15 protein-coding genes are annotated in these 18,655 nt (G+C 60.9%); 6 read left to right on the top strand and 9 right to left on the bottom strand.

Translation table 11 applies throughout. The features are described from left to right. Window positions 1-331: 331 nt before the first annotated feature. Window positions 332-2,815 (bottom strand): DNA topoisomerase (ATP-hydrolyzing) subunit B, encoded by a 2,484-nt coding sequence (gene gyrB / locus A3OQ_RS0105170; RefSeq protein ID WP_020174302.1) that lies wholly within the window; start codon window positions 2,813-2,815, stop codon window positions 332-334. Between the two features lie 273 nt (window positions 2,816-3,088). On the opposite strand from gyrB, the gene A3OQ_RS0105165 reads away from it, so the two are divergent. Beyond that, window positions 3,089-3,334, top strand: a complete 246-nt coding sequence (locus A3OQ_RS0105165; protein ID WP_020174301.1) for a hypothetical protein — start codon at window positions 3,089-3,091, stop codon at window positions 3,332-3,334. Window positions 3,335-3,455: 121 nt separating this feature from the next. Here the strand turns inward: A3OQ_RS0105165 and A3OQ_RS0105160 are convergent, their stop codons facing one another. From A3OQ_RS0105160 to A3OQ_RS0105150, 3 genes are all read right to left on the bottom strand, one after another. After that, complete coding sequence (locus A3OQ_RS0105160; protein WP_020174300.1) at window positions 3,456-3,944, bottom strand: hypothetical protein; 489 nt, start codon at window positions 3,942-3,944, stop codon at window positions 3,456-3,458. Between the two features lie 290 nt (window positions 3,945-4,234). Next, the gene (gene clpB, locus A3OQ_RS0105155; RefSeq protein WP_020174299.1) at window positions 4,235-6,865 is read right to left on the bottom strand and encodes an ATP-dependent chaperone ClpB; all 2,631 of its coding nucleotides are present in this window, start codon (window positions 6,863-6,865) and stop codon (window positions 4,235-4,237) included. A 190-nt stretch (window positions 6,866-7,055) separates the two neighbouring features. Beyond that, entirely contained in the window at window positions 7,056-7,433 is a 378-nt protein-coding gene (locus A3OQ_RS0105150; RefSeq protein ID WP_020174298.1) for a response regulator, read from the bottom strand. A 269-nt stretch (window positions 7,434-7,702) separates the two neighbouring features. Between A3OQ_RS0105150 and A3OQ_RS0105145 the strand changes: the two genes are divergently transcribed. The 4 genes from A3OQ_RS0105145 (at window position 7,703) to tal (ending at window position 12,950) form a co-directional block, all read left to right on the top strand. After that, window positions 7,703-9,241, top strand: a complete 1,539-nt coding sequence (locus tag A3OQ_RS0105145) for a YifB family Mg chelatase-like AAA ATPase (protein ID WP_020174297.1) — start codon at window positions 7,703-7,705, stop codon at window positions 9,239-9,241. A gap of 242 nt (window positions 9,242-9,483) precedes the next feature. After that, a complete protein-coding gene (gene lanM / locus A3OQ_RS0105140) occupies window positions 9,484-9,897 on the top strand; it encodes a lanmodulin LanM (protein WP_020174296.1) in 414 nt (137 codons plus the stop codon). 188 nt (window positions 9,898-10,085) lie between these two features. Continuing rightward, window positions 10,086-11,792 (top strand): ATP-binding protein, encoded by a 1,707-nt coding sequence (locus tag A3OQ_RS21350; protein WP_020174295.1) that lies wholly within the window; start codon window positions 10,086-10,088, stop codon window positions 11,790-11,792. A gap of 201 nt (window positions 11,793-11,993) precedes the next feature. Continuing rightward, window positions 11,994-12,950 (top strand): transaldolase, encoded by a 957-nt coding sequence (gene tal, locus A3OQ_RS0105130; RefSeq protein ID WP_020174294.1) that lies wholly within the window; start codon window positions 11,994-11,996, stop codon window positions 12,948-12,950. A 132-nt stretch (window positions 12,951-13,082) separates the two neighbouring features. On the opposite strand, the gene rimI is transcribed toward tal, so the two are convergent. From rimI to trpS, 5 genes are all read right to left on the bottom strand, one after another. Further along, window positions 13,083-13,661: a ribosomal protein S18-alanine N-acetyltransferase gene (gene rimI / locus A3OQ_RS0105125; protein ID WP_020174293.1), complete on the bottom strand. Its 579-nt coding sequence runs from the start codon at window positions 13,659-13,661 to the stop codon at window positions 13,083-13,085. 3 nt (window positions 13,662-13,664) lie between these two features. Beyond that, window positions 13,665-14,354 (bottom strand): tRNA (adenosine(37)-N6)-threonylcarbamoyltransferase complex dimerization subunit type 1 TsaB, encoded by a 690-nt coding sequence (tsaB, locus tag A3OQ_RS0105120; protein ID WP_020174292.1) that lies wholly within the window; start codon window positions 14,352-14,354, stop codon window positions 13,665-13,667. A 120-nt stretch (window positions 14,355-14,474) separates the two neighbouring features. Continuing rightward, window positions 14,475-15,035, bottom strand: coding sequence for a NifU family protein (locus A3OQ_RS0105110; protein ID WP_020174290.1), 561 nt, complete (start codon window positions 15,033-15,035; stop codon window positions 14,475-14,477). Window positions 15,036-15,317: 282 nt separating this feature from the next. Next, the gene (locus tag A3OQ_RS21345) at window positions 15,318-15,902 is read right to left on the bottom strand and encodes a hypothetical protein (protein ID WP_020174289.1); all 585 of its coding nucleotides are present in this window, start codon (window positions 15,900-15,902) and stop codon (window positions 15,318-15,320) included. A gap of 36 nt (window positions 15,903-15,938) precedes the next feature. Further along, window positions 15,939-16,973 carry a tryptophan--tRNA ligase gene (trpS, locus tag A3OQ_RS0105100; protein WP_020174288.1) on the bottom strand — a complete coding sequence of 345 codons (1,035 nt, stop codon included), beginning with the start codon at window positions 16,971-16,973 and terminating at the stop codon, window positions 15,939-15,941. 221 nt (window positions 16,974-17,194) lie between these two features. Here trpS and A3OQ_RS0105095 point away from each other — a divergent pair, with 221 nt between their 5' ends. Further along, window positions 17,195-18,616: a pyridoxal phosphate-dependent decarboxylase family protein gene (locus A3OQ_RS0105095; protein WP_020174287.1), complete on the top strand. Its 1,422-nt coding sequence runs from the start codon at window positions 17,195-17,197 to the stop codon at window positions 18,614-18,616. Window positions 18,617-18,655 lie beyond the last annotated feature (39 nt).

Raw genomic sequence — 18,655 nt, 5'->3', positions numbered from 1 at the left:
GCAATCGCCATGGCCTGGAGCATCGAAATGACTTTCTCACCCGAAAACAAGGGCTTGTGAAGGGGGCTGCCAAGCCTCGCGCGCGGGACCGCCGGGCCGCCGTGGGACGAAGGGAGGCAGGACTTGCACGATACGCCGCCATACAGGGAAAATCACCTCCGAAAGCCCCAAACGCAGCCTTCCGAACCTCCTTTTCGAAAGAGTTCACACTGAGGCAAGCGCCATAAACCTTGCGAAGATTATGGTGCGCGGCTGCGGCCTTTTCGACAGCAGCCGGTGGAATCCCGCCGCTTGTGGCGCAAAAGCAACGTTTTCATGAAGCAGATGAATCCTAGACGTCGAGATTGGCGACGCTCAGCGCATTTTCCTGGATGAATTCACGCCGCGGCTCGACGACATCGCCCATCAGCTTGACGAAGACATCGTCGGCCTCGTCACCTTCCTTGATCTTCACTTGCAGCAGCGAGCGCGCATCGCGATCGAGCGTCGTCTCCCAGAGCTGTTCGGGGTTCATTTCGCCGAGGCCTTTATAGCGCTGCATCTGCGAAATGCCCTTCTGTCCGGCCGCCATGACGGCTTCGAGAAGATCGTCTGGTCCAGCCACTTGGCGTTCGTCGTTTTTGCGCACGAAAGTCGCAGGCTCCGCGAAGACCTCGCGCAAAGGAGAGGCATGTTCGTGCAGACGCCGCGCCTCGGCGGAGGCCAACAGACCGGCGTCGAGGGTCGCTACCTGCCGCACGCCGCGCACTTCACGGGTGAAGACATAGCCGCCATTATCGACATGGCCCTCCCAGCCGCGCTCGGTCTCCTCGGCACGACGGTCGAGGCGCGCGGCGATGACTTGCGCCAAAGCGGCAGACTCGGCCTCATCTTGCGCGCCAATCGGACGCAGCGCTCCGGCGATGGCCGCCTGCTCGACGATTCCGCGATCGTAGCGCGAATGAAGGCTCGCAAGGATCTTACGCACCAGGCGCGCCTCTTCGATCATGGCGCGGAGATCCGCGCCGGCGCGTTCCTCGCCTCTTCCTGAGTTCTGGCCTGCCGCGAGCCGCAGCACGGCGGAATCGAGCCCATTGTTGATGAGATAATCTTCGCGGGCCGCTTCGTCCTTCAAATATTGTTCGGAAGAGCCCCGCTTGACCTTATAGAGCGGCGGCTGCGCGATATAGAGATGGCCGCGCTCGATCAATTCCCGCATCTGCCGGAAGAAGAAGGTCAAGAGAAGCGTACGGATATGCGAGCCGTCGACATCGGCATCCGTCATGATGATGATCTTGTGATAGCGCAGCTTCGAGACGTTGAAATCGTCGCGCCCGACGCCCGTGCCGAGCGCCGTGATCAGCGTGCCGATCTCCTGAGAGGAGAGCATTTTATCGAAGCGCGCACGTTCCACATTGAGGATCTTGCCGCGCAGCGGCAGAACCGCCTGATATTCACGATTGCGGCCCTGCTTGGCCGAGCCGCCGGCGGAATCGCCCTCGACGAGAAAGAGTTCGGCCTTGGCCGGATCGCGTTCCTGGCAATCGGCAAGCTTGCCCGGCAGATTGGCTATATCGAGCGCGCCTTTGCGGCGCGTCAGTTCGCGCGCCTTGCGGGCTGCTTCGCGGGCTTGGCCCGCCTCGATGACTTTGCCGACGACCGTCTTGGCGTCCTGCGGGTGCTCCTCGAACCATTGTCCGAGCATTTCATTGACGAGGCTCTCGACAACCGGCCGCACTTCGGATGAGACGAGCTTGTCCTTCGTCTGCGACGAGAATTTCGGGTCCGGCACTTTGACCGACAGCACGCAGGTGAGACCCTCACGGCAATCGTCGCCGGTCAGATCCACTTTTTCGCGCTTGGTCATGCCGGAGCGCTCGGCGTAGCCCGTCACTTGGCGCGTCAAGGCGCCGCGAAACCCGGCGAGATGCGTGCCGCCGTCGCGTTGCGGGATGTTATTCGTAAATGCGAGCACATGCTCGTGGTAGGAATCGTTCCACCAGAGCGCGACCTCGACGGTGATCATGTCGCGCTCGCCGCGGATCATGATCGGCTTTTGGATCAACGGCGCCTTGGCACGGTCGAGATAACGCACGAAAGCCTCAAGGCCGCCTTCGTAATAAAGCTCTTCGGTCTTCACCTCCGCGCCGCGCGCATCGGTGAGTTCGATGCGGACGCCGGAATTCAGGAAGGCCAATTCGCGCAGCCGGTGCTCGATCGTCGCATAGTCGTAATCGAGCATGGTGAAGGTTTCGGGGGACGCCAGAAAGGTGACCTCGGTCCCGCGCTTGACGCGGCCGTTCTCGACCGGCGCCGGCCCCGTTACGGCGAGAGGCGCCACGACATCGCCATGCGCGAAAGCGACCGCATGTTCCTTGCCGTCGCGCCAGATCCTGAGCTTCAGCCAGGTCGAGAGCGCATTGACGACGGAAACGCCGACGCCGTGCAGTCCCCCCGACACCTTGTAGGAATTCTGGTCGAATTTTCCGCCGGCATGAAGCTGGGTCATGATGACTTCGGCGGCCGAAACCCCTTCCTCGCTATGGATATCGGTCGGGATGCCGCGCCCATCGTCGGTGACCGTGACAGAACCGTCGGAATTGAGCGTCACGGTGACGCGTGTCGCATGGCCGGCGAGAGCCTCGTCGATCGCATTATCGACGACCTCGTAGACCATGTGATGGAGGCCCGAGCCATCATCCGTATCGCCGATATACATGCCCGGGCGCTTGCGCACCGCATCGAGCCCGCGCAGGACCTTGATGGAATCCGCACCATAATAGGCATCGGCATCCGGGGGCATGGACGCAGGGTTGATGGGGGCTGGTTCGCCCATAGGTTTGGGGGCTTTCTTGGGTTCGAAGCGAGGGGTAAAATCGCGCGTCAATTTCTCTTCACAATATAAGCCAAAACCAACCCGATTGCACCCTTTGATCCAGTTTTTCCAAGCTGTTATCGCATCTATCCACGGCCGTCTTAAGGTCTTCGCGAGACTGGACTTTCAAACCCGCCCAAAGCGGCCTTCAGGCCCAGGCGCGAGGCTAGACGCGACGCCTCCGCTGGCTTAAAACCGGGCCGACAAGAAGCTATTGTTCGAGGGGATAAAGCCATGAGCGACCAACCCGTAGGCTGGTTCATCGATTGGGAAAGCAAGATGCGGCCGACCGACAATCCCGGCAAGGGTCTGCGCTGCGAAGTGGATTATAAGTCGAAATATGTTCAGGTTCTGAACAAATACGACATGCTGGACCATGAATCGACCTGGTATCCCGATGAAGCGGCGGTCATCAAGGCCGGTCTCAAGGTCGAATATGCCGACCTGACGGCGCCGATCAAAATCGGCTCGGTCAAGTAGCAGAACCAGCCCGCAAAGCCTGCGGAGCGGTCGTTTCCGGCCCGCAGAGAAAACCAAAAAGCCCGGCCTTTTGGACCGGGCTTTTTAATTGGCATCCAGCTCGTAGCCGGAGACGGAAACCTTACTTCGTCTTACGGGCTTCGAAGTCGTGGTTCCAGTGATAGGTGTTCTCGTGCGAGAGCTGGCTGATGTTGAACTGCTCAACCATCTTGTCGCGCGGCGAGAGCGGCTGCTTGCCGTTGTCGACGCCGGGACGGATCTGAAGCTGGGTGAGCGTCACGATCGCGTCCTTGGAGCAGGACACTTCCTTCAGCTTGATGTCGGAATCGCCAGGGCCGGCGCTGAAATCGCCGATCACTGCGCCATCAGGGGTCGTCGCGCGTGAGAACAGAGGCGTGCCAACGTTCTTCGCCGGAACCGGCTCGGCAAGGATCTCGTCGCCATTGAAGGCCGGGGATGAGAGCGTGAATTCGGCCAGAAAACCATTCCGGATGATCGGATGATCCGGGGTTTTGGGCTGAGGGCAGGAATAGACCCGCAAGGTCGCGCCAGCGAGCGCTGCCTTGATTTCATCGACGCTCTTTTCGGCATAGGCCGCAGCCAGCTGCATTTCTTTCTCTCCTCTATTTCTAATATTTCTAATTGCGAAACCCACTTCCCGATAGCAGACCGCGCTTTCCAGCTCAAGAGCGCGAAAAAGCGCAGATTACCGCTCAGCTTGGGCTAAAAGCGAGGCGATTCCGGTCAACAATTCTGTCGAGTGGGTCGCTGACATGGGGCCGCTTCTTCCAGCAGCCCCATCGCGCCTTTAGCCTGCCCGACCCCGAGCAAGAGTCAAGCCAAACTTTTGGGCAGTCTGGCTTTCTCCCTTCGGAACCATGCTCTTCGGCTACCTTTGGTTCAGGCGCCTTTGGCGAAATTCACCACGGTCGCGCCGCGCTCGCCCGTAGGACGATGCGGTTCGAGCACGAGCCCATTGCCGCCGACACTGATCGTCACCCGGTCGCCGTCGTGGATCTCGCCAGCGAGGATCTTCTCCGCCAACAGATCCTGGACCGCCTTCTGAATGACGCGCTTCAAAGGCCTTGCGCCATAGGCCGGATCGTAACCCTTTTCGGCAAGCCAGGCGCGGGCGCCAGGATGCAGGTCGAGGGTGATGTCGCGATCCGCCAGCAATTTGCCGAGCCGCCGCATCTGGATGTCGACGATCGCCGCCATATCCTCGCGCCGCAGCCGGTGGAAGAGGATGATTTCGTCGATCCGGTTCAAGAACTCCGGCCGGAAATGAGCCCGTACCACCTGCATGACTTCATCATGCACGGCAGCCGAATCCTCGCCCTCCTTCTGCATGACGAGGAAATCGGCACCGAGATTGGACGTCATGACGATAAGCACATTACGGAAATCGACGGTGCGGCCCTGACCATCGGTCAGCCGGCCGTCGTCAAGCACCTGCAACAGCACGTTGAAGACATCCGGATGCGCCTTTTCGATCTCGTCGAAGAGTATGACCTGATAGGGCCTACGCCGCACGGCCTCGGTGAGCGCGCCGCCCTCCTCATAGCCGACATAGCCGGGCGGTGCGCCAATCAGGCGGGCGACCGAATGTTTCTCCATATATTCCGACATATCGATGCGCAGCAGCGCGCTCTCGTCATCGAAGAGGAAGCCCGCGAGCGCCTTGGTGAGCTCGGTCTTGCCAACACCGGTCGGGCCGAGGAACATGAAGGAACCGATCGGACGATTGGGATCCTGCAATCCTGCCCGAGCACGCCTGATCGCGGTCGAGACCGCTTTCACTGCCTCGTCCTGGCCAACGACCGATTTTTCGAGCACTTCTTCCATGCGCAAAAGCTTGTCGCGCTCGCCCTCGAGCATTTTATCGACGGGCACGCCGGTCCAGCGCGAGACCACCTGCGCGACGTCGTTCGGCGTGACCTCTTCAGCCACGAGATCGCTGCCACCGCCCCGGGCTTCCGTCTCGGCGAGCTTCTTTTCGAGGTCGGGAATGACGCCATAGGTCAATTCGCCGGCGCGCTGATATTCGCCGCGCCTTTGCGCCTGGACGAGCTCGTTGCGCGCCGCATCCAACTGTTCCTTGATCTTCTGCGCGCTGCCGAGTTTGTCTTTCTCGGCCCGCCAACGAGTCGTGAGAACAGCCGATTTATCTTCGAGCTCGGCCAATTCGCCTTCGAGTTTGCCCAAGCGATCCTTGGAGGCCTGATCGGTCTCCTTTTTCAAGGCTTCCTGTTCGATCTTGAGCTGGATGATCCTGCGGTCGAGTTCGTCCAATTCCTCCGGCTTCGAATCGACCTGCATGCGCAGGCGCGAAGCCGCTTCGTCGATGAGATCGATCGCCTTATCCGGCAGAAACCGGTCGGCGATATAACGATTCGACAACGTGGCCGCCGCGACGATCGCGCTGTCGGTGATGCGCACGCCGTGATGCAGCTCGTATTTTTCCTTGAGGCCGCGCAGGATCGAGATCGTATCCTCGACCGTCGGCTCCGACACATAGATCGGCTGGAAGCGCCGTGCGAGCGCCGCGTCCTTCTCGATATATTTACGGTATTCGTCGAGCGTGGTCGCGCCGATGCAATGCAATTCGCCACGCGACAAGGCGGGCTTCAAGAGGTTAGAGGCATCCATCGCGCCATCGGTCTTGCCGGCGCCGACGAGCGTGTGCATTTCATCGATGAATAGGATGATTCCGCCGGCCGCCGAGGTAACTTCGTTCAAGATGGCCTTCAGCCGCTCTTCGAATTCGCCGCGGAATTTCGTACCGGCGATCAAAGCGCCCATGTCGAGAGCAAGTAGCTTCTTGTCCTTAAGGCTTTCCGGCACGTCTTCGTTGACGATGCGCAAGGCAAGGCCTTCGACGATGGCCGTCTTGCCGACGCCCGGCTCGCCGATCAGCACCGGATTATTCTTGGTGCGGCGTGAGAGGACCTGGATCGAACGGCGGATTTCCTCGTCGCGGCCGATGACCGGATCGAGCTTGCCGTTACGTGCGGCCTCGGTGATGTCGCGTGTATATTTCTTCAAGGCGTCGTAGGCATTCTCGGCCGTGGCATTATCGGCGGTGCGGCCCTTGCGCAGATCTTCAATCGCGGCATTGAGATTTTGCGGCGTGAGGCCCGCCTTTTCGAGAATCTTGCCGGTTTCGGCGCTTTTCTCCATGGCGAGCGCCAGCAAAAGCCGCTCGACGGTCACATAGGAATCGCCCGCCTTCTCGGCGATCTTTTCGGCATTGTCGAAAATGCGCGCCGTGGTCGGAGCAAGGTAAACCTGCCCGGCGCCGGAGCCCTGGACCTTCGGCAATTTTGCAAGCGCGAGCTCTGTCGCAGCCAGCGCATCCTTGGCGCGGCCGCCTGCTTTATTGATGAGGCCCGCGGCGAGCCCTTCCGGATCGTCGAGCAGAACCTTCAAAATATGTTCGGGCGTGAACTGCTGATGGCCTTCGCGCACGGCGAGCGACTGGGCGCTCTGAACGAAGCCGCGCGTGCGTTCGGTATATTTATCGAAATTCATCTCTTCTCCCTCCCCACGCCTGCCCCGAAGCGGCGAACGCGCGGCTACACAACCAGGGCCCCGTTACGGCGGCCCTCAGGTCGAATGTAGTCAAGTGATCGTGAACTGGTAGTGGCTGGGAGGGAAGAAAACGCAAATCATTCCGCTTGGAAATGATTTGGCTCAAATGAAAGATCAACGGCCGCAGCCGTTACGATGCATCCGCATCCAAGAGCAAGGCCCGCTTCAAAGCTGTTTCGAGATCGTTCTGCTGAAACGGCTTTTGCAGAACATCCGCATTTTTATAGTTTCCGTCGAGGCCCTTGGCGCCATAGCCGGACAAGAAGACGAAGGGCCGGCCATGCCCACGCAACGCATCCGCGACGGGATAACTGCGGCTGCCGTGGAGATTGAGATCGAGGATGGCAAAATCGGGCTTCTTGGCTGCGAGGGCCTCGAGCGCCCGGTCAATCGACGGCGCCACTTCGACGCTCTTGCAACCGATGTCGAGAAGCGTGTCCTCGATCAACATGGCGATAATGGCCTCGTCTTCGACGACGAGGACGTGGAGATCTTGGATTTTTTTCAATTGGGCACGCTTTCATTCGCCTGCACGTTAGGCAAGCTAGACCAAAAACGGCCCATCAGGGAATTTGGTTCCAACTCCGCGGGTAATAAAATGCCACGGCTGGTTTTCAGCGACGCTGAAACAAACTGTTGTCTTGAAAGGATAATCAGAATTCCGTGGCAGACATCGGTGAAACCGGCAGACGATTTTGGTTAGATGTTCTCTGATTGTTCTTGATGGAATGCAGCAAATTCATTAACCTTGACCTAGCGCGGATCTGAGGGGTTTGCATGGTCGTCCGGGTGGCAACGGTCGCATTCGAGGGTATCGAAGCCCGGCCGGTCGATGTGCAGGTGCAGATCGCCAATGGCAATGTGGCTTTTACCGTCGTCGGGCTCGGCGACAAGGCCGTGGCGGAATCGCGCGAGCGCGTCCGTGCGGCGCTCACGGCCTCGGGCCTGGCTTTGCCGGCCAAGCGCATCACCGTCAATCTCGCGCCGGCCGACCTGCCGAAGGAAGGCAGCCATTACGATCTGCCGATCGCACTCGGCATCATGGCGGCGATCGGCGCCGTGCCCACCGATGCGCTGCAAGGCTTCACGGTACTCGGTGAATTGGGCCTCGACGGGCGGATTGCCTCGGTCGCCGGCGTGCTTCCGGCCGCGATTGCCGCCAATGCCCGCAACCATGGCTTGATCTGTCCCGCGGATTGCGGCGCGGAAGCGGCCTGGGCCTCGAGCGACATCGAAGTGCTGGCGCCTATTTCGCTCATTCAGCTCGCCAACCATTTCAGGGGGACGCAGGTGATGGTACGGCCGCAGCCCGCCATGCGCCCAGCGCCCGGGCTTTTGCCCGATCTGCGCGACATCAAGGGCCAGGAGAGCGCCAAGCGGGCGCTCGAAATCGCCGCCGCGGGCGGTCATAATCTGCTCATGAACGGGCCGCCCGGCGCCGGAAAATCCATGCTGGCCGCGCGGTTGCCGTCGATTTTGCCGCCGCTCACCGCGGCCGAACTTCTCGAAGTCTCGCTCATCCATTCGGTGGCCGGCGCCTTGTCCGGCGGTCAACTCACCGACCGGCGGCCGTTCCGGGCACCGCATCATTCGGCCTCGACTGCGGCTTTGGTCGGCGGCGGCACAAGGGCTCTGCCCGGCGAAATCTCGCTCGCCCATCATGGCGTGCTCTTTCTCGACGAATTGCCGGAGTTTCAACCCCAGGTCCTGGACAGCCTGCGCCAGCCGTTGGAGACGGGTGAGGTGCTGATTGCCCGCGCGAACCACCGGGCGCTTTATCCGGCCAGGGTTCAATTGATCGCGGCGATGAATCCATGCCGCTGCGGCCATGCGCTCGATCCGGGCTTTGCCTGCAACCGCCAGCCCAATCGGCGCTGCATGGCGCAATATCAAGCGCGCCTATCGGGGCCTCTGCTCGACCGCATGGATCTTTCGATCGAAGTTCCCGCCGTGAGCGCCGCCGATCTGATGCTGCCGCCGCCGGCCGAATCTTCCGCCGATGTCGCGGCGCGGGTCGCGCTTGCCCGCGCGATCCAGCACAAGCGCTATAAGGATCTCGGTCTGCCGGGCGTCGGCTCGAATGCGGCGGCACCGGCTTCCGTCATCGAGGCGGTCGCGCGGCCCGACGCAGCCGGTTTGAAACTCGTGCGGGACGCGTCGGAACGGCTGCATCTTTCCGCGCGAGGCTTCCATCGCGTTTTGAAGCTCGCGCGCACCATCGCCGATCTCGATCAAGCCCGCGAGGTCGGCCATGTGCATCTTGCTGAAGCTTTGTCCTACCGCGGCGATTTCTGCGCCCAATTGCAAGCCGCGTGATTCCGAGACGCCTCGGACGAGTCATGCGGTAGATCGCGACCATTAAGCCTGAAATCTTGGAGGGTATTCGGGATTAAGTGCGTGTGTGCGAAGTATTTGTCCGAATTTGACCCGGCAGCGCTTCCCTTTCGATGGAAATCACCCATATTTTTTGCGACTTCCATCTCTGTGTCGAAACGGATGGAGCTTAAAAAAGGGATTTTTCCAAAAAATTCCTAGAAACAATCCTGAAGGAGTTCAAAATGATCGACAGCCGGAAGATGATTATTGGTTTTGGTCTTTGTGCATTTGCCGCTTTTCCCGCAAGTTTGACGGTTTCGGTTCCGACCTTCGCGGCCACGGCCGCCGTCCCCTTCGACACCGATAAGGACGGCACGCTCGATCTGGCCGAAGCCAAGGCCGCGGCCTCTGCAACTTTCGACAAGCTCGACAAGGATAGCGAAGGGACGGTCGACGCCAAGGAAGCCAAGGGTCACGTCAGCAAAAGCGATTTCACGGCCGGCGATCCCGATAGCGACAAGACTCTCACCAAGGACGAATATCTCGGCATTGTCGAAAAGCTGTTCAAAGCCGCCGATCCGGACAGCGACGGCACTTTGACTGCCAAGGAATTGAAGAGCAAGGCCGGCAAAGCTTTGGTGAAACTCCTCAAATAAACCTTCCATCTCCATTTTCTGACGAGCTTGCCCCGCCCTTGGATGTGCCAAGGCGGGGCAAATTGATTGTAGCGACCCGGTCGCACCCTGTTTCCTCGGTCAAGGAAACGGAAAAGCAAGCCCTTACCGCCATGTTTGCAGGCAAACCTTCCCCCGGAAGGACCCCTTGGCTGCACTGATGTCTTGCGATGCTTGAAGTGTTTTCCGGCCTTTTTCTCAGCGCCGTAGCCGTGATCCTCGGCTGCGCGGGCCTCGTCGTCGCTTTGCGGTTCGGGCAAAGAGCGCGCGCCATGCAGGCCGAAATCGCCCATCTGAAAGAAGCCGCCGCCGCGCTCGATCGCGCCGAAGCCATGAGCGAAGCCAAGTCGCGGTTCGTGGCGACAGTCAGCCATGAAATCAGGACGCCGCTCAACGGCATCCTCGGCATGGCGGAGCTTTTGCTGGAGACGGGTCTCGACGGCGAACAGACGACCTATGTCGAGGCGATCCGCACGTCGGGCACGGCGCTCGCCTCCCTCATCGAGGAAATTCTGGATTTCTCCAAGATCGAGGCCGGCAAGCTCGATCTGGTCGAGGAAGCCTTCGATCTCGAACCGCTCGTCGAAGGTGTCGCCGAGCTTCTTGCCCCGCGCGCGCAGGGCAAAGGGTTGGAAATCGCTTGCCTGGTCGCAGCCGACCTTCCCACGAAAATCATCGGCGACGCTGGGCGATTGCGGCAAATTCTGTTCAATCTCGCGGGCAATGCGGTCAAATTCGCCGACGCGGGCGGCGTAGGCTTGCGCGTTTCGAAGGCGGAGGGCCCGGCGATCCGGTTCGAGATCGCCGATACCGGGCCGGGCGTTCCAGCAGCCCAGCGCGCGCGCATTTTCGAGGATTTCGAACAAGGCGGCGGCGCAACCCGAAGACCCGCAGGAACGGGGCTTGGCCTTGCCATCTCGCGCCGCATCGCCATGCGGATGGGCGGATCGCTCGAACTCGAAGCGACGAGCCCCGAGGGCTCGGTTTTCGCGATGCATCTGCCATTGCGCGCGGCAGCCGGAAAAGAGCCGGTGGAAACCCTTCCCTCGCTCGCCGGACGCAATGCCCTCATCGTCGCGTCGTCGCCTTTCGAAGCCCCATATCTAGCCGAACGTCTCGCAGCCGCCGGAATCCATGTCCAGCAGGCCGACACCGAGGAAGCGGCGCTCGCCGCTCTGGCACCAGCTCTGCCCGGCGCCCTTCCAGATATTGTCATTGTCGATTGCGCGCTCGGTCCGGAGGAAACCAAAAGAGTGGGAGCCGCGGCCCGCGCGGCAGGTGTGGGCCGCGCACTCGTTTTGTTTTCGCCTTTCGAGCGCCGCGCTTTCGGACAGGCGACGATCCAGGGATTTGACGGCTGGCTCGTGAAGCCTGTGCGCTCGCGGTCTCTGTTCGCACGGTTCGGCGCAACGCAAGAGCCTGCCGCCAGCACCGCCACGCAACGGCGCAGCCCCGAACAGAGCGAGCTTGGCCGATTTGAGATCCTGCTCGCCGAAGATAATGACATCAATGCCCTGCTTGCGACGCGCCATCTCGAACGGCTCGGCGGGCGCGTGACGCGCTGCCGCGATGGCTTGGCGGCGACGGCCCTCGCCGAAGCGGCGATCACCGGAATGGGCCCGGCTTTCGACGCGATTTTTCTCGATATTCGCATGCCGGTACGAGATGGTTTTGAGGCCGCCCGGTTGATCAGGCAGGCGGAACAGCGGGCCGGAGCCCGGCGGACGCCGCTCGTCGCGCTGACAGCCGATCTATACGATGCCGCGCAAAACCGTGCGACGGAAGCCGGTATAGACGTGGTCTTGGCGAAACCCGTCGATTTCCGCCGGATCAGCCGGGTGCTCGAAACGCTCGTGGCGGCACGGCCGGCGGCTTGATCGAGGACAAACGCGCGGCAAGCTAAGCATAGTAGCGGTTGCGCTTAAACCATCGCCGGGCTTGAGGGCGCGAAGGATCTGTCACAGATTAGGCCTAAACCACCTTGATGGTTGGCTGGCCGAGGCCAATCTTCTCTGGGCGTCCAGACGTCATAAAATCCCAAACTTCAAAACCTCAAGCCAGGAAACCCGGATCGCATCATGTCTTCAAAACTCGATCAGCTGAAATCCATGACGGTCATCGTCGCCGACACCGGCGACATGGACGCGATCAAGGCCTTCGCGCCGGTGGATTGCACGACGAATCCGACCTTGATCCTCAAAGCGGCGCAAATGCCCGCCTATGCGCATCTCGTCGAGGAAGCGATCGTCTGGGGACGCAGCCATAACGAAGTGACGAGCCGCGTTACGGATAGGCTCGCGGTCAATTTCGGTGCCGAGCTGACGCGCATCGTGCCCGGCCGCGTATCGACGGAGGTCGATGCCGATCTCTCCTTCGATACGCAAGGAACCATCGCCAAGGCGCATTCGATCATTGCCGATTACGAGAGCCGCGGGATTTCGCGCAACCGGATCCTCATCAAGATCGCGGCGACCTGGGAAGGCATTCAGGCGGCGGCCAAGCTGCAAGCCGATGGCATAGACTGCAACATGACGCTCTGCTTTTCGCTGACCCAGGCGGTCGCCTGCGCCGAAGCCGGCGCTTTTCTGATTTCGCCTTTCGTCGGCCGTATCCTCGATTGGCATATGAAGGCCGAGGGCAAGACCTTCACGCCCGAGACCGATCCGGGCGTCGCCTCGGTGCGGCAAATCTATGCTTATTATAAAGCCTATGACGTGAAGACGGTGATCATGGGCGCTTCCTTCCGCAATAAGGGCGAGATCGAAGCTCTCGCCGGCTGCGACCGGCTGACCATCGCCCCCGCGCTTCTCGACGAGCTGTCGAAGGACATGGGCGAGCTGCCGCGCCGGCTCGATCCGCAGGCAACAGCCAGTGAGGCGCCAGCGAAATTCTCGCTCGACGAGAAGACCTTCCGCTTCCTCATCAACGAAGACGCGATGACGACGGAAAAACTCGCCGAAGGCATCCGCACCTTCGCGCGCGACCTTGGCACCTTGCGCGAACTCGTCTCGCAAAACCTGATGAAGGCGGCGTGACCTGAGGTTGAACCTGATTGCATGATCCCTCACACTGAGGTGCGCGCGAAGCGCGCCTCGAAGGGCGAGGGATCAGCTCACCCTGCGCCGTTCAAAACTCTCGTCCTTCGAGACGCTTGCTACGCAAGCTCCTCAGGATGAGGGTTTTGAGTTTGAGCGTAATGGGTCATGTCTCTCGCGCGAAGACAATCGCTCATCCAAATCCAACCGCATGACGAGCGCCGTCGCGCGGCTGCCGTCCGCGGTGCGATAATAGGCCTTGCGCTCGCCGACCTGCCGGAAGCCGAAACGCGCGTAAAGCGCCCGCGCCGCCACGTTGTTCTGATCGACTTCGAGAAATAGGGTTTTCACCCGCGCGGCGGCGAGCTTGGCGAGATGCGCGGCTAAAAGCTTTGCGCCGATGCCGGCCTTGCGATGCGCCGGATCGACCGCGATCGTCAGGATCTCGGCCTCGTCCGCGGCTTGCCGCGACAAGACGAATCCGAAAAGCATCTGACCTTTGCCGTCGAGCGCACCATCGGCCAAACTCTCCTTGGCGCCGAGCAATTGTTCGAGTTCGGCGACAGACCAAGGATGCGCGAAGGACAGCGCATGCAGCGCCGCGCAATCGGCGGCGCGCTCGCGACCGATACGGCGGACGACAGGCAATGCAGGCGCTTGGCCCCTCAGCTTTGAAAGGGCAGAGCGCGCGCCTTCGAAAAAACGCGACATGATTTATGGCGTCTCAAGTGGAATCCGCCCGGCCTGCTGCGGTTTGGCGTCCGGCGGCTTCAGATAGAGCGGCCGGGCGGGCGCCAAAGCCGGGTCGGCGAGAAGGCCGAGCCGCGCGACATAGGTGATGTCGGGCGCGATCGTCGCGCCGGCGACTTCGGCGGAAATCCCGATCGACCAGGCTTCGATCGCAAGCATGGGCGCGCCGGAGCCAGCAAGCCGGATCGGCCCGGCACCGAGGCTGCGAATGGCCTCGCGGACGGAGGTGAGATGCGGCGGCTGGTAGGTCCGCCCATCCGCCTCGAAGGCGGCGAAATAGACATTGCCGTGCCTTGCATCGATGGCGACGCCGACGAGGCCCGGCTTTTCATCGAGGATCAAGGGCGCCGCAAGAGCTGCCAGCGTCGAAACGCCGACCGTCGGGATTCCGCAGGCGATGCCGATGGCGCGTCCCGCCGCGATCCCGACGCGCAACCCGGTGAAAGAACCAGGACCGACCGTCACAGCGACGCGATCGAGCGCCGGAAAGCCGCCTTCGACGCGGGCCATGACTCGGTCGATCATCGGCAGAAGCGCTTCCGCATGGCCGCGTTCCATCGCAACCGTCTCCGTTGCTTCGGGAGCGGCCGCGCCGTCTTCCAGCACGCAAACGGAAACAGCGGGCAATGCCGTATCGATCGCCAGGATTTTCATGGCGCTACAGTGATCGTTTTATTGCAAACGATCAATGACGATCGCGAAAGACGGTTTCTGTAGTTTGCTTTTGACACGTTTTCTTCACGCGAAGCATGATCCACTTCGCTTGAAAACGCTTTAGATCTGCTCGACAGCGCGAATATCCGGCAAATAATGCTTGAGCAGATTTTGAATGCCATGCTTCAGCGTCTGCGAAGACGACGGGCAGCCCGAGCATGAGCCCTTCATCGCGAGATAGACAGTGCCATCGCGGAAGCCGCGAAACTTGATGTCGCCGCCATCATTGGCGACCGACGGGCGCACGCGGGTCTCGAGCAATTCCTTGATCGTCGCCACGGTCTCGGCATCGGCGGGAGCGAAAAACTCTTCGCCCTCCTTCGGATCGCCGCCGACCGCTTCGCTCAGCAAAGACGCACCCGACAGGAAATGCTCCATGATGGCGCCGAGGATCTGCGGATTGAGCTCGGCCCAATCGCCCGATGCCTTGGTCACCGAAATGAAGTCGCTGCCGAAAAACACGCCGCTGACGCCATCGATCGAAAACAGAGCTTCCGCCAAAGGCGATTGCCGCGCGCCCTCGGCGCCGCGGATATCGAGCGTGCCCAGGCTCATGACTTTGCAGCCGGGCAGGAACTTCAATGTATTGGGATTGGGCGTGGCTTCGGTTTGGATGAACATACATTTTCTCCCGGGCGGCCTGCGCACGCGGGCGGCCGCCTAAGATCACGATGGCCTCGACACAGCCAGGACGTGATCGACCTCAAAAGCCGGTACGGGACAGGCAGCTCGTCCTGCAAAGCATCCCGCCGGCTTCTAACTCATTGTAGCACATAGAACGTTTCCAACATATGCGCACAAGAGCGGCAGACGGCAAGGTTTTAAGCGTAAAGTTTAGGCGAAGCGCTGAAGCCAAGGCCCCTGCCTCAGCCCCGCTGAGGCTTTCGGCCATCTTCATGAAGCTTACTTGGTCTCATGGCGCTTGGCGGTGAACCAGGCCTCGAGCCCATCGGCCGCGGCTTCGATCTCTGCGGCACGCTGGCGCAGCAAGGAAACCACATCTTTGAAGACGCCATAACTCGCATCGATCGGCACCGAACCATTGACCCATCCCGCAACGAAAGCCGGATCGAGCTTCGCCGCGCGGGCCAATGGCGCTGTCCATTCGGCACCATAGAGAAGCCGTGCCGCTTCAGTGAGACGCTGATGCGCCTCGCTGAGATGGGGCGCATCTCCCATTGCCGCATCGGCGGCGCGGCGCTCAGCAACTTGTGTGTCGTCGAGCTCTTGCGCCGCGTCGGCGAGACGCGTGATTTCGGGCAGGACGGAGCGAATGGCATTGGCTCCGGCGAAGGGAACGTGCCAGCGCCTTTTGTCCGGACGATATTTGGCCTGCGGCACCCAGCGTAAAAGCCGCATCAGCGCCTCGCTGAAACCAGTGTTGATGGCTATGCCGTCGGGCTCGACCGTGACCCAAGACGTCTGCGGCAAGGGATTTTTGGCAAGCGCCTCGCGCGCCTCGTCTTCGCTCTGCTTTATCTTCGGCATGCGCTTGTCGCCCGATTGAAGGCCGCCATCATAGGCTCAGCCCACGAAGCCGACGATATTTTTCACCGCGATCATATTGGCGGCCGCGATCTCACGGGCCCGCGCGGCGCCATCTGCCAGAACGTCGTCGATATAGGCGCTATCGGCGCAGAGACGCTTCATTTCACTGGCGATCGGTTCGAGCTTGGCGACCGCGAGATCGACCAGCGCGTTTTTGAAGGTCGAAAATTGGCCGCCGCCGAATGTTTGCAACACATCCGCCTTGCTGCGATTTTCAAGCGCCGCATAAATGCCGATGAGATTATCGGCCTCCGGCCGGTTGCCCAGCCCTTCGATCTCGGACGGAAGCGGTTCGGGATCGGTCTTCGCCTTGCGGATTTTTTGCGCGATCGTATCGGCATCGTCGGTGAAATTGATGCGCGAATAATCGGACGGGTCCGATTTCGACATTTTCTTGGTGCCGTCACGCAGGCTCATCACGCGTGTCGCCGGGCCCTGAATCAGCGGTTCCGGCAGCGGGAAAAACGCCTCGCCATGGCCCGTCGCCGCGATCGATTCGCCATAATCGAGATTGAATTTCTGGGCGATGTCGCGGGCAAGTTCGAGATGTTGTTTCTGGTCTTCGCCGACCGGCACCTGCGTCGCCTTATAGAGCAGAATATCGGCGGCCATCAGGATCGGATAGACATAGAGCCCGATCGAGACATTCTCGCGATCCTTGCCGGCCTTCTCCTTGAACTGCGTCATCCGGTTCAGCCATCCGACGCGCGCAACGCAATTCAACACCCAGGCAAGTTCCGCATGTTCGGCGACCTGGCTCTGATTGAAGATGATATGTTTCTTCGGATCGATGCCGACGGCGATATAGGCCGCGGTGACTTCGCGGATGCTCGCGCGTAAGGTCTCGGGCTTTTGCGGCACGGTGATCGCATGCAGATCGACGATGCAATAGACGCATTCATGGGTCTTTTGCAGTTCGACGAATTTGGCGATCGCGCCAAGGTAATTTCCAAGATGCAGATTGCCGGTCGGCTGCACGCCGGAAAAAACGCGTTGTACGAATTGGGTCATTTAAGGAGAAAACTCCGGGGGACATAACTCTAGGCATTTGCTTCGAGCGCGGCCTTATTCGAAAAGTCGAGCCAACTTTTCGGGCCGTGCTCCGGCGCGCTTTATCCCGCAGCGGGCCAAGGGTTGCAAGCGCGTGTTGCAAGACATCATGTTGTAACCTGGTTTCTATGAAACATGTTTGTTTCCGTCGCAACATCGGTTGAAAGAGAATCCCGTAAACCATGACGCCTGACGAATTTCGCCGCTATGGCCATCAACTCGTCGATTGGATCGCCGATTATCGCGAAAGCCTCTCGAAAAGGCCGGTTTCGCAGGCAATCGAGCCGGGCGCCATCAAGGCCACCCTGCCTACGGCGCCGCCCGAACAGCCGGAGCCCATGGAGGCGCTTATCGCGGATCTCGACCGCGTCGTCATGCCAGGGCTGACGCATTGGCAGCATAAAATGTTCTTCGGCTATTTTCCGGCCAATGCGCTTTTGTCTGGCGTCTTGGCCGATCTCGTCTCGACCGGCCTCGGCGTGATCGGTCTTTCCTGGCAAGCTTCCCCAGCGCTCACCGAGATCGAGGAACGCGTCACCGATTGGCTGCGCCAGATGCTCGGCCTCAGCCCCGCCTGGAGCGGCGTCATCCAGGACACCGCCTCGACCTCGACATTGATCGCGCTGATTTGCGCACGCGAGCGTGCAACCTCCTATGCTCTAGCACGCGGCGGCCTGCAAGCCGAAGGCCCACTTGCCATTTATATCTCCTCGCAAAGCCATAGTTCCGTCGATAAGGCCGCGCTTCTCGCGGGCCTCGGCCGCGACAATCTGCGCGCCGTCGCCTGCGACGAAAATTTCGCGATGCGCCCCGATGCGCTGGCGGAGTTGATCGAGCAAGACCTCGCCGCGGGCGTGATCCCTTGCGCCATCGTCGCCACGACGGGCAGCACGGCGGTAACCGCGTTCGATCCCTTGGCGCCGATCGCCGCGATAGCCGCGCGCCATAATATCTGGCTGCATGTCGATGCGGCCATGGCCGGCAGCGCAATGATCCTGCCCGAATGCCGCTTCATGTGGGAGGGCATCGAAGGCGCCGACAGCCTCATCGTCAATGCGCATAAATGGCTCGGCGCGCCTTTCGACTGCTCGCTTTATTATGTGCGCGACCCCGAGCATCTGATGCGCGTGATGTCGACCAATCCGAGCTTTCTGCAATCATCCGCCGACGGCCGCGTGAAAAACTTGCGCGATTGGGGCATTCCGCTCGGCCGGCGGTTTCGCGCGTTGAAACTCTGGTTCGTCCTGCGCGAGCAGGGCATGGAGGCTTTGCGCGAGCGATTACGGCGCGATATGGCCAACGCGCAATGGCTTGCAGCAGAGGTCGCCTCGACACCCAATTGGCGCGTGCTGGCGCCGGTGCATCTGCAGACCGTCTGCGTGAAGCACGAACCGGGTGGAGTCGAAGGCGAGGCCTTGGATGCGCATACGAAACAATGGGCAGAAGCCATCAATCGCTCGGGCCGCGCCTATGTCACGCCGGCCACGATCGACGGGCATTGGATGGTGCGCGTCTCGATCGGAGCTTTGCCGACAGAACGCGAAGATGTCGCGGCGCTATGGGCGGTGATGCGCGAGATGGCGGAAGCCGCTTCAAGCGGCTGACAACAGCCTCCATCGCCCTCGTCCTTCGAGACGGCCGCT

It is taken from the genome of Methyloferula stellata AR4, assembly GCF_000385335.1.
GTDB classification, from domain to species: Bacteria; Pseudomonadota; Alphaproteobacteria; order Rhizobiales; family Beijerinckiaceae; genus Methyloferula; species Methyloferula stellata.
Note: the sequence above shows the minus strand (reverse complement) of the source record. Positions and strands in the feature narration are given on the sequence as shown.